At 60.0% G+C, this 14935-nt stretch carries 17 protein-coding genes; 14 read left to right on the plus strand and 3 right to left on the minus strand.

Annotation, left to right across the window (positions count from 1 at the left end):
• The first annotated feature begins 103 nt into the window (after positions 1–103).
• Complete coding sequence (locus KY494_RS27260) at positions 104–1021, plus strand: 23S rRNA (adenine(2030)-N(6))-methyltransferase RlmJ (RefSeq protein ID WP_071076471.1); 918 nt, start codon at positions 104–106, stop codon at positions 1019–1021.
• Between the two features lie 58 nt (positions 1022–1079).
• Here the strand turns inward: KY494_RS27260 and KY494_RS27265 are convergent, their stop codons facing one another.
• Together KY494_RS27265 and KY494_RS27270 are read right to left on the minus strand one after the other, a co-directional pair.
• On the minus strand, positions 1080–1829 hold the full coding sequence (locus KY494_RS27265) for an SAM-dependent methyltransferase (RefSeq protein WP_219888948.1): 750 nt from the start codon (positions 1827–1829) through the stop codon (positions 1080–1082).
• Positions 1830–1847: 18 nt separating this feature from the next.
• Complete coding sequence (locus KY494_RS27270; RefSeq protein ID WP_219888950.1) at positions 1848–2456, minus strand: Maf-like protein; 609 nt, start codon at positions 2454–2456, stop codon at positions 1848–1850.
• A 223-nt stretch (positions 2457–2679) separates the two neighbouring features.
• Here KY494_RS27270 and KY494_RS27275 point away from each other — a divergent pair, with 223 nt between their 5' ends.
• The 11 genes from KY494_RS27275 (at position 2680) to KY494_RS27325 (ending at position 11123) form a co-directional block, all read left to right on the plus strand.
• The gene (locus tag KY494_RS27275; protein WP_219888953.1) at positions 2680–3177 is read left to right on the plus strand and encodes a DUF177 domain-containing protein; all 498 of its coding nucleotides are present in this window, start codon (positions 2680–2682) and stop codon (positions 3175–3177) included.
• A gap of 200 nt (positions 3178–3377) precedes the next feature.
• Positions 3378–3560 carry a 50S ribosomal protein L32 gene (gene rpmF / locus KY494_RS27280; protein ID WP_010399517.1) on the plus strand — a complete coding sequence of 61 codons (183 nt, stop codon included), beginning with the start codon at positions 3378–3380 and terminating at the stop codon, positions 3558–3560.
• Positions 3561–3770: 210 nt separating this feature from the next.
• Entirely contained in the window at positions 3771–4838 is a 1068-nt protein-coding gene (gene plsX / locus KY494_RS27285; protein ID WP_099763130.1) for a phosphate acyltransferase PlsX, read from the plus strand.
• 15 nt (positions 4839–4853) lie between these two features.
• The gene (locus tag KY494_RS27290) at positions 4854–5852 is read left to right on the plus strand and encodes a beta-ketoacyl-ACP synthase III (RefSeq protein ID WP_308836404.1); all 999 of its coding nucleotides are present in this window, start codon (positions 4854–4856) and stop codon (positions 5850–5852) included.
• Positions 5853–5951: 99 nt separating this feature from the next.
• The gene (gene fabD / locus KY494_RS27295) at positions 5952–6893 is read left to right on the plus strand and encodes an ACP S-malonyltransferase (RefSeq protein WP_219888955.1); all 942 of its coding nucleotides are present in this window, start codon (positions 5952–5954) and stop codon (positions 6891–6893) included.
• A gap of 53 nt (positions 6894–6946) precedes the next feature.
• Complete coding sequence (gene fabG, locus KY494_RS27300; protein ID WP_219136780.1) at positions 6947–7690, plus strand: 3-oxoacyl-ACP reductase FabG; 744 nt, start codon at positions 6947–6949, stop codon at positions 7688–7690.
• Between the two features lie 178 nt (positions 7691–7868).
• Positions 7869–8108: an acyl carrier protein gene (gene acpP / locus KY494_RS27305; protein WP_008449912.1), complete on the plus strand. Its 240-nt coding sequence runs from the start codon at positions 7869–7871 to the stop codon at positions 8106–8108.
• A gap of 29 nt (positions 8109–8137) precedes the next feature.
• Positions 8138–9388, plus strand: a complete 1251-nt coding sequence (fabF, locus tag KY494_RS27310) for a beta-ketoacyl-ACP synthase II (protein ID WP_219888957.1) — start codon at positions 8138–8140, stop codon at positions 9386–9388.
• Between the two features lie 130 nt (positions 9389–9518).
• Entirely contained in the window at positions 9519–10037 is a 519-nt protein-coding gene (locus KY494_RS27315) for a hypothetical protein (RefSeq protein ID WP_219888959.1), read from the plus strand.
• 66 nt (positions 10038–10103) lie between these two features.
• A complete protein-coding gene (gene rpoE, locus KY494_RS27320) occupies positions 10104–10727 on the plus strand; it encodes an RNA polymerase sigma factor RpoE (protein ID WP_219888961.1) in 624 nt (207 codons plus the stop codon).
• A 72-nt stretch (positions 10728–10799) separates the two neighbouring features.
• On the plus strand, positions 10800–11123 hold the full coding sequence (locus KY494_RS27325; protein ID WP_258194504.1) for a sigma-E factor negative regulatory protein: 324 nt from the start codon (positions 10800–10802) through the stop codon (positions 11121–11123).
• Between the two features lie 57 nt (positions 11124–11180).
• On the opposite strand, the gene KY494_RS27330 is transcribed toward KY494_RS27325, so the two are convergent.
• Positions 11181–12512 carry an IS4 family transposase gene (locus KY494_RS27330; protein WP_219891539.1) on the minus strand — a complete coding sequence of 444 codons (1332 nt, stop codon included), beginning with the start codon at positions 12510–12512 and terminating at the stop codon, positions 11181–11183.
• A 517-nt stretch (positions 12513–13029) separates the two neighbouring features.
• Here KY494_RS27330 and KY494_RS27335 point away from each other — a divergent pair.
• Positions 13030–14526 carry a DegQ family serine endoprotease gene (locus KY494_RS27335; protein WP_219888963.1) on the plus strand — a complete coding sequence of 499 codons (1497 nt, stop codon included), beginning with the start codon at positions 13030–13032 and terminating at the stop codon, positions 14524–14526.
• A 54-nt stretch (positions 14527–14580) separates the two neighbouring features.
• Entirely contained in the window at positions 14581–14826 is a 246-nt protein-coding gene (locus KY494_RS27340) for a glutaredoxin family protein (RefSeq protein WP_219888965.1), read from the plus strand.
• Positions 14827–14935: the final 109 nt, after the last annotated feature.

The following is a 14935-nucleotide window of genomic DNA, read 5'->3' on the forward strand; positions in this document are numbered from 1 at the left end:
GTTTCCTGGCCCCGCAGCCTGACCCCCTCCAGTCTGTTTTCATGCCCTGCCCGGTGTCAGCGCTCCCGCCTTTGTTTATTTTTATTATGGAATTAGCCAGCTTATGTTGAGTTACCGCCACGCCTTTCACGCGGGTAATCACGCCGATGTGTTGAAGCATTATGTGCAGATTCAGTTGTTGCAATATCTGAATCAAAAAGATACCGCCTATAGTTATATCGATACCCACTCCGGCGCGGGCGTGTATGCGCTCGACGGTGGTTATGCCGCGAAAAACGCGGAATACGAAACGGGCATCGCGCCCCTGTGGGACCGCACGGACTTGCCGGCCTCGCTGGCCGAGTACATGAAGCTGATCAAGGAAATGAATCCGAGTGGCAAGATGCGCTACTACCCGGGTTCGCCGTACTGCGCCGACAAGGTGAGCCGCGAGCAAGACCGTCTGCGCCTGTTCGAGCTGCATCCGGCCGATGCAAAAATTCTGGCTGACAACTTCCGCAAGGTCGAGGCGCATGCGCTGGCCCAAGGCGAGCGTCCTACCGTGCGCGGCAAGCGCGTGCTCATCACCAAGGCGGATGGCTTCCAGAGCCTGAAAGCCCTGCTGCCGCCGCCATCGCGCCGCGCGCTGGTGTTGATCGACCCGCCATATGAAGACAAGATGGATTACCGCAAGGTCAAGGACACCCTGGCCGACGCCCTCGTGCGCTTCCCGTCGGGCATCTACGCCGTCTGGTACCCGGTGCTGCAGCGCATGGAATCGCGCCAGTTCGCCGACAAGCTCAAGCAACTGCCCAGCTCGGACTGGCTGCACGTGACCTTGACGGTCAACACGCCGTCGCCGGACGGCTTCGGTTTGCACAGTAGTGGCATGTTCATCCTGAACCCGCCGTACACCCTGGAGCCGATGTTGCGCGAAGTCATGCCGTATCTGGTCAAAGTGCTGGGCCGCGACGATGGCGCCAAGTTTGTGTTGGAAACGGGCAAGGGCGGACAGAAAAACACCGGTACCCGTCGCGTGTAGTGTCTGTTGTAGTGGGGTAATGCAAACGCCACGGGTAATTGCCCGTGGCGTTTGTCGTTTACTGTCCCAGCAGCAAGAACACGGTCGGTTTCTTGTGGAAATCAGGCGCCTTGCCGGCGGCCAATTGTTTCTTCCACTGCGCGCCATTCCACGTCTGCACGCTTTCCGTGTCCAGGCTCAGGTCGGTGGCGACGCAGATCAGGGTCGACGGCGCGCATTGCGCCACCAGCGCTTCAAGCATGGCGGCGTTGCGGTACGGTGTTTCGATAAACAGCTGGGTCTGCTTTTCCGTGCGCGAACGCACTTCCAGTTCCTTGATGCGCTTGGCGCGCAAGGCCGCATCGGTGGGCAGGTAGCCGTTGAAGGCGAAGCTCTGGCCGTTCAAGCCGCTGGCCATCACGGCCAGCAGGATCGACGACGGGCCCACCAGCGGGCGCACTTTGATGCCGTGCTGATGTGCCAGGCGCACCAGGTCGGCGCCGGGATCGGCCACGGCCGGCACGCCCGCTTCCGAGACGAGGCCCGCATCGCGGCCCGCCAGCAGCGGTGCCAGCAAGCCGGCCAGCGCTTGCGCCGGGGTATTCACGTTGAGTTCGGAAATCGTGATTTCTTGCAGCGGCCTGGCCAGCGGATGCTGGTTGCCGATCAATTTCAAAAAGGCGCGCGCCGTCTTGGCGTTTTCCGCGACGAAATAATCGAGTTGCGAGGTGATCTGGCGCACCTGCTCTGGAATGATGCGGGACAACGGGTCGATGGCGCCTTCGGACAGGCCGAGGTGGTTGGGGATCAGGTACAGGGTGCCGGTCATATTCTTCTTGTCGGTAAATTAAATGGTAAAAAACGTGACGCCCGCCTTGCGCAGCATGCTGGTGAGGGCGATCAGCGGCAAGCCGGTGAGGGCGGTGGGGTCAACGCTGTCGATGCGTTCGAGCAGGGCGATGCCCAGGCCCTCGTTCTTGGCGCTGCCGGCGCAATCATATGGTTGCTCGATGCGCAGGTAGGCGTCCAGCTCGGCATCGGGCAAATCGCGCACGGTGACGAGGGTCTGGATATCTTCCACCTGCGCCACGGGCGGATTCTGGCGGCCGTCGAGCAGACACAGGGCCGTATGGAACACGGTCTCGCGCCCGCGCATGGTTTGCAGCTGCAGCAGGGCGTAGTCATGGTTGCCCGGCTTGCCGATCTGCGCGCCATCCAGAGTGGCGACCTGGTCGGAGCCGATGACGAGGCTGCCAGGGTAGCGGTCGAGCACGGCCTGCGCCTTGGCCTGGGCCAGGCGCAGGGCCGTGGCGCTGGGGCTTTCGCCGGGCAGGGGGCTTTCGTCGAGATCGGGCACGGCGACCTCGAACGGCAGGCGCAGGCGTTGCAGCAATTCCTTGCGGTAGGTCGAACTCGATGCAAGAATCAAGCGCAAGGGGGCGGAAGTTGGTATCATTCGGTAGTGGATGGCGGCCGGCATGGCCGCGCTGGTCGGTGTCAGTGGAATTTCACATAAATTCCAGGGCACAGAACCCCTAACTGAGGCTCCATGCGGCATGACGGTGTTGATGAAGTTGTCATGTTTATGGCAATGATTGCGTCAAAAAAGATGCTTAGCCTTTGACTCGGTGCTCAAAACCCTGTTATTATCGCAGGTTTTCCGGGGAAATTTTCTACCAATGAATGCTTTTGTGATCGACGCCTTTGATTTTTGTCGTATCAGCGGGAGCCGCGAGGGTGTAACTCCTGTCGCTGAAATGACCCGGTTGACCAAGGATTGTGCAGATGCTTCCGGCGATATCGCCTGGAAGGTCGTCGGCGGCACCAGCAAGCTGGGCTACCCACAACTGACCTTGTCGGTCAACGGCACCGTTCAGCTGGTTTGCCAGCGCTGCCTGACTCCGTATGCTTACGTAATTGATTCGACGACCACTCTGATGCTGGGCAAGGATGACGAGCAGGCGGACGAGATCGAAGAAATCATCAACGATGAAACGATCGACGTGATCGTCGGCAGCCGCAGCATGGATGCCGCGGCCCTGATCGAAGATGAAGCCTTGCTGGCCCTGCCGCAGGTACCCAAACACGACGTCTGCCCCGATACGGCGCAGCTCGATGCTCTCAAGACTGAAAAGAAGTCGCCGTTCGCGGTACTGAAAGACTTGAAGCCAGAATAATTTTTTGTATTTTGTAGTACGTAAAAGACGTGTCAAACGCGTGTGGTAATCGAGTATGGCAAGTGTAGTGAAATGTAATTGTAATAAACGATGTCGGCCCGGGCTATTTTCGGGTAGTCTTTGCCGCTGGGATACTCGATTCGCATGTATTTGCCAATCGATTGTGCTAAAATTTTAGAACTTATGTATTAGGAGTCATCATGGCAGTTCAACAGAACAAGAAAACCCCTTCCAAGCGCGGCATGCACCGTTCGCACGACTTCCTGGTCGCGCCGCAATTGAGCGTCGAGCCAGTTACCGGCGAAACACACCTGCGTCACCATATCAGCCCTAACGGCTTCTATCGTGGCCGTAAAGTGTTGAAGACCAAAAACGACGAGTAATCGACGTTTTTGTTGGGTAAGATGAAAGCGGTGTTGCGTGGTTATTCGGCGTGGCGCCGCTTCTTCTTTTTTATCGGCTGCAATTCATCTTGCGCACCCGTCATTTTGAATCAAGCTTGCTCAGGCGGTGCATGACATGCTGCGCCCTGCATATGCTCCAGTCCGATTCACATCTTGCCGCACGCCCGCAGCGGTATTGAATCAACACAAATGACAATCAAAATTTCTATCGACTGCATGGGCGGAGATCATGGTCCCTCAGTCACTATCCCCGCAGCAATTTCCTTCGTAAAACATGAGCCTGAAGCCGAACTGATCCTTGTTGGATTGGAAGACGTGATTCGTGCCGAACTGAAAAAACATAAAGCCGACACGCATCCGCGCCTGTCGGTATTGCATGCCTCCGAACAAGTTACCATGGACGATCCCCTGGAAGTGGCCCTGCGCCGCAAGAAGGATTCCTCCATGCGCGTGGCCATCGAACAGGTCAAGAGCGGCGCGGCGCAAGCCTCCGTTTCCGCCGGTAATACGGCAGCCCTGATGGCCGTGTCGCGCTATGTCTTGAAAACCATGTCCGGCGTCGACCGCCCGGCCATCTGCAGCATCTTGCCGAATCAAAAGAACGGCCCCACCTACATGCTGGACCTGGGCGCGAATGTCGATTGCGAACCGCATCACTTGCACCAGTTCGCCATCATGGGTTCCGTGCTGGTTTCCGCCATGGAAGGCATCGCACGCCCGACGATCGGCTTGCTGAACGTGGGCACGGAAGATATCAAGGGCAATGAAGTGGTGAAGCTCACTTCGAAGCTGCTGCAGGCCGACCACGAACGTGGCGCGCTGAACTTCTACGGCAACGTGGAAGGCAACGATATCTTCAAGGGCACCACCGATATCGTCGTCTGCGACGGTTTTGTCGGCAATGTCACCCTGAAAGCCATCGAAGGCCTGGCGCGCCTCATGAAGGACGTGCTCACTACCGAATTCAAGCGCAACCCGATCACCATGCTGGGCGCGCTGATTGCCCGCGGGGCCCTGAAAGCCATCGGCAACCGTTTGAATCCATCGCGTTACAACGGCGCCAGCCTGCTGGGCTTGCGTGGCCTCGTCTTCAAGAGCCATGGCAGCGCCGATGCCTATTCGTTTGAATGGGCCTTGCGCCGCGCCTTTGATGCGGCAAAAAATGACGTGCAAGCACAGCTGGCCAGCCTGATCGCCGAGCTGATGCCGCGCACGCCAGTACCGGACGAACCTACTTCAACAAGCTCTACCATTTAGTGGACGGGTACTTGCATGACTGTTTTTAGCAAAATTTACAGCAAAATTATCGGCACCGGCAGCTACTTGCCGGAGAAGCGCGTCACCAACCAGGACTTGACCGAACAGCTCGCCGCCAAGGGCATCGAGACGTCGGATGAATGGATCGTCTCGCGCAGCGGCATCTCGGCGCGCCATTACGCGGCACCGTCGCAAAACTCCTCGGACCTGGGCGTGGAAGCGGCCAAGAAGGCCCTGGAGATGGCGGGCCTGAGCGGCAACGACCTGGACCTGATCATCGTCGCCAGCTCGACCCCCGATTTCTTCGGCAGCTTCCCCAGCACCGCCTGCATCGTGCAGAGCAAGCTGGGCATCACGAATCACTGCGCCGCCGTCGACGTGCAAGCCGTCTGCAGCGGTTTTGTCTACGCAGTCGCCACCGCCGATAGTTTTATTCAGTCGGGCATGCATAAAAACGTGCTGGTGATCGGCGCCGAAGTGTTTTCGCGCATCCTCAATTTCGACGACCGCGGCACCTGCGTGCTGTTCGGCGACGGCGCCGGCGCCATCGTCATGACGGCTTCCACCGAGCCGGGCATCCTGGCCACCAAGCTGCACGCGGACGGGCGCCACTCGAATATCCTCAGCGTGCCGGGCAGCGTGGCTGGCGGCGCGCTGGCCGGCAGTGCCTTCCTGTACATGGACGGTCCGGCCGTGTTCAAGCTGGCCGTGTCCGTGCTGGAAAAGGTCGCGCATGAAGCATTGGCGCACGCCAACATGACGGCGGACCAGATCGACTGGCTGATCCCGCACCAGGCGAACATCCGCATCATGAACAGCACGGCCAAGAAACTTGGCTTGCCGCTCAACAAGATGGTCGTCACCGTCGACCAGCATGGCAACACCTCTGCCGCCTCGATCCCGCTGGCGCTCGACATCGCCGTGCGCGACGGCCGAGTAAAAAAGGGCGACAACGTCATGATGGAAGGCGTGGGCGGCGGCTTTACCTGGGGCGCCGTGCTGGCAAGGATGTGATAGCCGAAGGCTGACTTCGGGGTCCGACCCGTCGGGTCGTACCCCAGCAGTTGCCTTTGGGTCTCTGATTCTCTAAATAGTAAAAAAAACGGAGTCGACATGACACAATTTGCTTTTGTTTTTCCAGGCCAAGGCTCGCAAGCGATTGCGATGCTCGACGGCTTCGCCGGCAACCCCGTGGTGGCGCAAACCGTGGCCGAAGCGTCGGACGCCCTGCAATTCGACCTGGGCAAGCTGATCGCCGAAGGTCCGAAGGAAGAGCTGGATCTCACCACCAACACGCAACCGGTGATGCTGACGGCGGCCGTGGCCTTTTATCGCGCCTGGCTGGCGGCGGGTGGCCCCGTGCCGAACGTCGTGGCCGGCCATAGCCTCGGTGAATACTCGGCGCTGGTCGCCGCCGGCGTCATCTCGTTCAAGGATGCCGTGCCACTCGTGCGCTTCCGCGCGCAAGCGATGCAGGAAGCCGTGCCCGTGGGGCAGGGCACGATGGCTGTCGTGCTGGGCCTGTCGGATGACGACGTGCGCGCCGCCTGTGCGGAAGCGACGGCGGAAAACCCGGCCATGGTGGTCGAGCCCGTCAATTTCAATGCGCCGGCGCAAGTGGTCATCGCCGGCCATACGGCTGCGGTCGAGCGCGCCTGCGAACTGGCCAAGGCCAAGGGCGCCAAGCGCGCCATGAAGCTGCCCGTCTCCGCGCCATTCCACTCGTCGCTGCTGAAGCCGGCTTCGGACCGTTTGCGCGAGTACATGGCCGGCCTGACGTTCGCCGCACCGCAGATCGCCCTGATCAACAACGTCGACGTAGCCATCGTCAACGATGTCGCCGGCATCAAGGATGCGCTGGTGCGCCAGGCGGCGAGCCCCGTGCGCTGGGTGGAAACCATGCGGAAAGTGGCTCTTGAGGGCATCACGCAAGTGATCGAATGCGGTCCGGGCAAGGTCCTGATGGGCCTGGCCAAGCGCATCGATCCCGTGCTGGTGGGCGACGCCATCGTCGACCAGGCCTCGCTGGAACGTATTTTGACGCAGCTCAAATAAACAGCAAACGGCAGTGCAGCTGTGGCTGCCGTCAGCCATCTTTAAGGATACTCATGAATTTAGCAAATCAAGTCGTGCTGGTCACGGGCGCCTCGCGCGGCATCGGCCGCGCCATCGCCACCGAACTGGGCAAGCAGGGCGCCACCGTGGTTGGCACCGCCACCTCGGAAAGCGGCGCGCAAGCGATCACCGATTACCTGGCCGCCGAAGGCGTGGCGGGCAAGGGCCTGGTCCTGAACGTGACCGATGCGGCGCGCTGCGCGCAAGTCGTCGACGAAGTGCAGAAAACCTACGGCAGCCTGTCTATCCTCGTCAACAATGCGGGCATCACGCAAGACCAGCTGGCCATGCGCATGAAGGATGACGAGTGGGACAGCGTGATTTCCACCAACCTGTCGGCCGTCGGCCGCCTGTCGCGCGCCGTACTGCGCGGCATGATGAAAGCCAAGGCTGGGCGTATCATCAATATCACGTCGGTGGTGGCGTCGTCGGGCAATCCGGGGCAAATGAATTACGCGGCGGCCAAGGCCGGCGTGGAAGGCATGAGCCGTGCCCTGGCGCGCGAAATCGGCAGCCGCAACATTACCGTGAACTGCATCGCGCCGGGCTTCATCGATACCGACATGACCAAGGCCCTGAGCGAAGAGCAGCACGCGGCCCTGTTGACGCAAATTCCCCTGTCCCGCCTGGGCAAGCCGGAAGACGTGGCAGCGGCGGTGGCCTTTTTGGCCTCGCCGCAAGCGGCGTATATCACCGGCACGACCCTGCACGTGAACGGCGGAATGTACATGAATTGATGTGAAAGGTAGACAGGGCGGGCGTTTGTGGCATGATTCAACGGCCGTTTTTGTCTATAATCGCATCTTTTAGCAGCAGCTTCGGTCGAATTAGCAGCAGACACCGAAATTAGTATTCGGACGCGCAAACCTGATAAAATGCGCGCACTTTCCGTAACACACACTTTGGAGCCATAACATGTCGGATATCGAACAACGCGTTAAGAAAATCGTCGCTGAGCAACTGGGCGTTGCAGAAGCAGACATCAAAATCGAATCCTCTTTCGTCGACGATCTCGGCGCCGATTCCCTGGACACCGTGGAACTGGTCATGGCCCTGGAAGACGAATTCGAAATGGAAATCCCTGACGAACAAGCTGAAAAAATCACCACCGTGCAACAGGCGATCGACTACGCCACCGCACACGTCAAGGCCTAAGCCTGTTTGACCGACTTCAGGAGAATCGCTTGAGCCGTTCTAAAAACCGTCGTGTTGTTGTAACCGGCCTGGGCTGTGTTTCACCTGTCGGCAATACTATTGCCGAGGCGTGGAGCGCAATTACCGAAGGTAAATCCGGCATTGCCACGATTACCAAGTTTGATGCATTGCCCTTCACCACGCATTTTGCCGGTGAAGTCAAAGGTTTCAATATCGAAGAGTACATCTCCGGTAAGGAAGCCCGCCACATGGATACCTTTATCCATTACGGCATGGCTGCAGGCATCCAGGCGATGCAGGACTCCGGTCTGGAAGTGACCGAGGAAAACGCCGAGCGCATCGGCGTGATCATCGGTTCCGGTATCGGTGGCTTGCCGCTGATCGAGGAAACCAAATCCGAGTACGAAAAGCGCGGTCCGCGCCGTATCTCGCCATTTTTCGTGCCTGCCTCGATCATTAACATGATTTCTGGCAATCTTTCGATCAAATATGGTCTGAAGGGTCCGAACCTGGCGATCGTGACGGCGTGTACCACCGGTTTGCACAGCATCGGCGCTGCCGCGCGCATGATCGAGTACGGCGATGCCGACGTCATGATTGCCGGTGGTGCTGAATCGACCGTGTCGCCGCTGGGCCTGGGCGGTTTCGCCTCGGCACGTGCCTTGTCGACCCGCAACGACGATCCGGCAACGGCATCGCGTCCGTGGGATACCGACCGCGACGGCTTCGTGCTGGGCGAGGGTGCTGGCGTCATGGTGCTGGAAGAGTACGAGCACGCGGTGGCCCGTGGTGCCAAGATCTATGCCGAAGTGCATGGTTTCGGGATGAGTGCAGATGCTTATCACATGACCTCGCCGCTGGAAGATGGTAGCGGCGGCAGCAGATCGGTGATCGCGGCCCTCAACAACGCAGGTTTGAACCCGGATCAGATTCAGTACCTGAACGCGCACGGCACGTCGACCCCGCAAGGCGACGTGGCGGAAGTGATGGGCATCAAACGCACCTTCGGCGAGCATGCCAAGCATATGGTCGTCAACTCGACGAAGTCGATGACGGGCCATTTGCTGGGCGGCGCGGGCGGTCTGGAAGCGGTGTTTACGGTCCTGGCATTGCACCATCAGGTGTCGCCACCGACCATCAACATCTTCAACCAGGATCCCGCTTGCGATCTCGATTTCTGTGCCAACACGGCGCGGGACATGAAGATCGATTACGCAGTGAAGAATTCGTTCGGCTTCGGCGGAACGAATGGCACGCTGATTTTCGGTAAAGCGAAATAAGCAGGAACTTTCAAGCGCTCACTACGGTCAAACCGTAGTGAGCGCTGATTCGGTGCCAACGTTCGTTGGTGCCTGAATTTGCCCGGCATGGTGCCGGCGCGCCTGATGTTTTTCCCTTTGAGTTGGCAATATGTCGATCGCGGTAGCGGCTGTCATTCGCACGCCTGTCTGTTTGCGCCTGCTGCAAGCGGTGCTGGGACTGTGCGCGGTGCTGGCCGCCTGGCCCCTGAGCGGCGCGTGGCACGTTGCGGCCCTGTCTGGCTCTGGTTCCGGCCCCGGTCAGCTGGTGGGCGGCTATGCGCTGGGCTGGCCCGGTGCACTATCGAGTGCGGCTGGCGGCGTGTTTTTGCTGGCTTTGCTGCGCCAGCGCAGAAAGCCGCAGGTGCTTGATATTTCGCCGGTCGGCCAGTTGCGGCTGGCGGTATATCTGGAGCATGGCGGGGCGCCGTCCGGCGCGGCGCCGTTGGTGCCGCCGGTGCTGCGCCTGTTGCCGGGCTCGACCCTGTGGCCATCGCTGCTGGTGCTGTGCCTGGCCGATGCCGCGGGGCGACGCACGCAGGTGCTGGCGCAGCGTGGCAGCGCTTGCACCGCCTTCCGCCCGCTGGCCGTGGCGTGCCGGGCCATCGCGGCGCGCAGTGGGGAAGAATAAAAATGGGGCGAACACTGAACTTCTTGCAGCGGGCCAACTCTATATCCATACAGGCGCCCACGCTGCATGCGAACGGGGACATCGGGCGTGAGGACAGAGCGCGAGTATGATCAGTTGCTGGTCGAGCGGGTGCAGGCTGGCGACAAACGGGCATTCGATGTGCTGGTATCGAAATATCAGCGCCGCTTGATGCGCCTGGTGTCGCGACTTGTGCATGACCCGGCGGAGGCCGAAGATGTGGTGCAGGAAACCTTTATCAAGGCCTATCGGGCGCTGCGCCATTTTCGCGGCGATGCCGCCTTTTATACCTGGTTGTATCGCATCGGCATCAATACGGCCAAGAATTATCTCGTCACGCAGGGGCGGCGCGCCGCCACGTCCAGCGATGCCGACGCCGAGCACGCGGAGTCCTTCGATGACGGCAATAAATTGCGTGACAACAATACGCCCGAATCGGTGCTGGCCAGCAAGCAGATTGCAGCCACAGTCAACGCGGCCATGGAGGTGCTGCCCATCGAGCTGCGCACGGCCATCGTGCTGCGCGAGATCGAGGGCCTCAGCTATGAAGAGATTTCGGAGATCATGGCGTGCCCCATCGGCACCGTGCGCAGCCGCATTTTCCGCGCGCGCGAAGTGATCGCAGAGAAATTGAAACCGTTGTTGGATATGCCGATTGACAAGCGCTGGTAATCTGCGGAGTATGAGGTTGGCATGGCTGCGTCCGGTTTCCGCAACTATCCTCTTGAAATGGCAGGACCCATCATGGATACGCATACACGATTGCACGAGACGATTTCCGCCCTGGCCGATGGCGAGCTGGCGGCGAGCGAACTCGAACTGGCTTTTGCCGCCCTCGACACGGATGAGGGGCGGCAAGCCTGGGATGCCTATCGCCTGATCGGCGACGTGCTGCGCTCGGAGCAGTGCGGCCATGCCCTGAGTGCCCAATTCGACGCGTGCCTGGCCAGCCGGCTGGCCGCCGAGCCGGCGCCTGACGAGCCGGTTGTCCAGGCGGAGCCATTGCTGCCCATCGTGCCGCCGGGCGCCGCCGAGCCGCTGGAGGCGGGGCCGCTGGCGCAACGCTAGCGCGCGGCATCCGCGGCATCTTATGCCAGGCGGGTCTTGATACTTAGAGCCACCCCTTTAAAGGTGTACATTGACAGCACCGTCTTTTAATACCCGTGCCGTTGATACGTGGCGTCGCGCAACAGCGCCGGCCACGTAGCCTTTTTTTACTGTTTTTTTCGGGCCGCGAGGGTGTTTGCGCAGCGTTTTTGGTTTGGCGTAAGCGGCAATCTGAAGCAGTAATTTGCTCAGCTCTGATGCACACATGGCGTCGTAGCGCCGCCATGCTTTGGTTGGCACAGCCATCACCATGCCGGCATAGTGCGCCCGTACCTCCACGGCCACATAAAACGGCGATAGCTCAATGCCGCTGGCAACCAAGTCGTGCGCGGTGCTTACCGCGCGCTGCAAGACAGTCAGCACGTTATAGGCCAGGATCGCGATACCGAACGCGAACAAGGCTGCGCGCGGGTGTCCGAGAGTCTTGACTTCACTGTGCAAGACCGATTCGAGCCGCTGGAACATTGTCTCGATCCGCCAGCGCTTGCTGTATAGGCGAGCAATGGCGCGTGCGCTGAAATGCTCTTTTGGTAGATTCGTCAGTAATCGGAGAATCATTTCGCCATCGTTAGTGGGCTTGTAAAGTTGCAGTTCAATGCGACGTGATGCTACCTTCTGTCCTGTAGCTCCAGGGATGGCAACGCACTGTTCAAAGACGGCGCCGGTCGCGATTCTCCCTCGATATGTCAGCTCGTCGAGCGGTGCCGGATTGGGCGTACGACCGTGCTCACGCACGATGAAGGCACACCCACGGCGATCCCATTCGGACAGGATCATGCGCGTGCTGAAGTTGCGATCAGCAATCCACAGGTCGCCCGGATGCGAACGCTCTAGTAACGGCGGCATTACGGCGCGTTCCTGCGAGTGTGCATCTTCGCAAGGCTCCATATCGACGACCAGGCCCGAATCAGGGTCATACACCACAAGGGACTGGCCAGGCATTGCGGCGCCGCGAAAGGCGCGTAAAGGCTTCAACCGCTTTTCGCTTGCAGGCAAATGGTTACCGTCCACGATTCGGGTGCGGTAACCCGGAACCAGCGGTGCATTCCCCTGCAAAAATGGCGTGATCACATCTCCAAGGCGCTCGACGCTGCCGGTGACCAGAGCCCGTACCAGGTTCGGCTCGGTATGCTTGACCTTGTCATATAAAGCTTGCACCGAAACAGGCAAATCAGGGTAAGCCTGCGCTGCAGCGTGAAGCGATGGCCGCAGCCCAACTGCGACCACGGACATCAGTTCGACTGTCGTCGAGAACAGTAGCTCCCTCTGGTATTGGGCGCCACGTTCACGCTCGAACAGTGCATCGACCCAAGCAGGATCGAGGGCACGTTGCAGCGCCAGCCTTGCCATTACAGTCAGCGGGCTGATTTTTGCGCAGTGCGATACCACAGCATTCATCATCATGGCAGTTTCCTCCTGTCCCAGTTAGATGATGTTTGCTACAAAGAGTGCAGGTTTTATTTCATCTGTGGCGACGCACCTTTAAAGGGGTGATACTTAGAGCCTATCCCAGTAGTGAGCGTCTTCTGCTGGCAGTTCATCAGGAGCGCGGACAAGGCGTGAGGAGGACGCGTGGCGAGCCACGCGACGACGATCAACGCAGTCCCCGCTTCTGAGGGGCGCCAGCAGGGGATGTATTCATCTACTGGGATAGGCTCTTAAGCTGCTCCTGGCCCTCTTGACACCGGACTTCGGTACGATTGACACTGTGTGCAGGCAATATCTTGCTTTTGCGATATATTGTTGCTGCCATGCGCGCTACCAGGTGTATTTGCCCCCGGGGTGCCGTCATGACGGCCAATCATGCACGCAGGTAATCGCCTGATCCGCGTTTTGATCCGTTTATATACTCGAAAAGATCCTTTCCATGAAAAAAAACATATGTGCCGCCAGCAAGTCGTTTTCAGTGAAGACGCTTTCCGCTTTATTGTTCGGTACGGCTGGCGTTTTTTTTGCCCCGACCATGCTGGGCCTGGTGCCACAGGCGCAGGCCGCCGTGCCGGCCGTGAAACTGCCTGATTTCTCGGACCTGGTCGACGCCGTTGGCCCGGCCGTGGTGAATATCCGCACCACCGAGCGCCTGAAGATGACGGCGCCCGGCGCGGGCGGCCAGGATGAGCAGGAAATGCAGGAATTCCTGCGCCGCTTCTTTGGCGGCGCCATGCCGACGCCGCGCCAGCAGGCGCCGCGCGGCGGCCGTCGCGCCGTGCCGCAGGAGCAGGAAGTGCAGCGCGGTGTCGGTTCCGGCTTCATTATTTCGGCTGATGGCTACGTGCTGAGCAATGCCCACGTGGTCGACGGCGCCGATGAAGTCTATGTGACCCTGACGGACAAGCGCGAATTCAAGGCCAAGGTCATCGGCGCCGATGCGCGCACCGACGTGGCCCTGCTGAAAATCGAGGGCGCCAATCTGCCGCGCCTGACCATCGGCGACTCGAACAAGATCCGCGTGGGCGAGTGGGTGATCGCCATCGGCTCGCCATTCAACCTGGAAAACACGGTAACGGCCGGCATCATTTCCGCCAAATCCCGCGACACGGGCGACTACCTGCCCCTGATCCAGAGCGACGTGGCCGTCAACCCCGGCAATTCGGGCGGTCCCCTGATCAATATGCGCGGCGAAGTGATCGGCATCAATTCGCAGATCGCCACCTTGTCCGGCGCCTACAATGGCATTTCGTTTGCCGTGCCCATCGATGAAGCCATGCGCGTGGGCGAGCAGCTGAAAAAGACGGGTAAAGTGGTGCGCGGCCGTATCGGCGTGCAGATCGGCGAAGTGAGCAAGGATGTGGCGCAATCGCTGGGCTTGCCCAACGCCAAGGGCGCGCAAGTGTCGATGGTGGAAGAGGGCGGCCCTGCCGACAAGGCGGGCATCAAGCCGGGCGACATCATCCTGAAATTCAATGGCGCGCCCATCGAGCGTTCATCCGACCTGCCGCGCCTGGTAGGCTCCGCCGCCGTCAACGGCAAGGCCACTGTCACCGTCTGGCGCAAGGGCGCGCAGCAGGATATTCCCGTCACCGTCGTCGAGCTGGAAGCCGAGAAAACGGCCAAGAAGGGTGCCAGGGAGCCGGAAGCGCAAGCCGTCAATGCACTGGGACTGAAGGTCAGCGACGTGCCGGCCGCGAAGAAGCAGGAACTGAAGATCGACGCGGGTGTGCTGGTCGACGACGCGGATGGCGTGGCGGCCCTGGCCGGCCTGCAGCCTGGCGACGTGATCTTGCAATTGAACAACGTTGCCGTGAAAGATGCCAAGCAGTTCAATGCCCTGGTGGCCAAGCTCGATCCGAAGAAGTCGTCGGCCGTGCTGGTGCGTCGTGGCGACGTGGCGCAATTCGTTTCGCTGCGTCCATCGGCGAAGTAACTATGTGATCATCCCGCATTCCGGCCACAGCCGGGATGCGGTATCCTGCCCGCCATGCATTTCACTCTCTATTCCCGCAGTTATTGTCACCTTTGCCAGGACATGCTCGACGCCCTGCTCCTGTTGCAGCCGCCTGACAAACCGTTTACGGTGGACGTGATCGATATCGATGCGGCGCCCGATGCGAGCTTGCTGGCCCGCTTCGATGAGCTGGTGCCGGTGCTGTTCGGCGACCTGGCCCAACCCGAGCTATGCCATTATTTTCTGGACGAGGCCGCCGTGCTGCGCTGCCTGGTGTAGCTTTAATGCCAATATTGACACTGCATTGCAGCATTCCGCTGCCGGAAACAGCTGAAAATGTCGGCTTGCCCGCTGCCGGCCTCTGAAAGACGGGCTTTCCGCTCTGAAA

This window comes from Janthinobacterium sp. PAMC25594 (genome assembly GCF_019443505.1).
GTDB lineage: Bacteria > Pseudomonadota > Gammaproteobacteria > Burkholderiales > Burkholderiaceae_D > Janthinobacterium.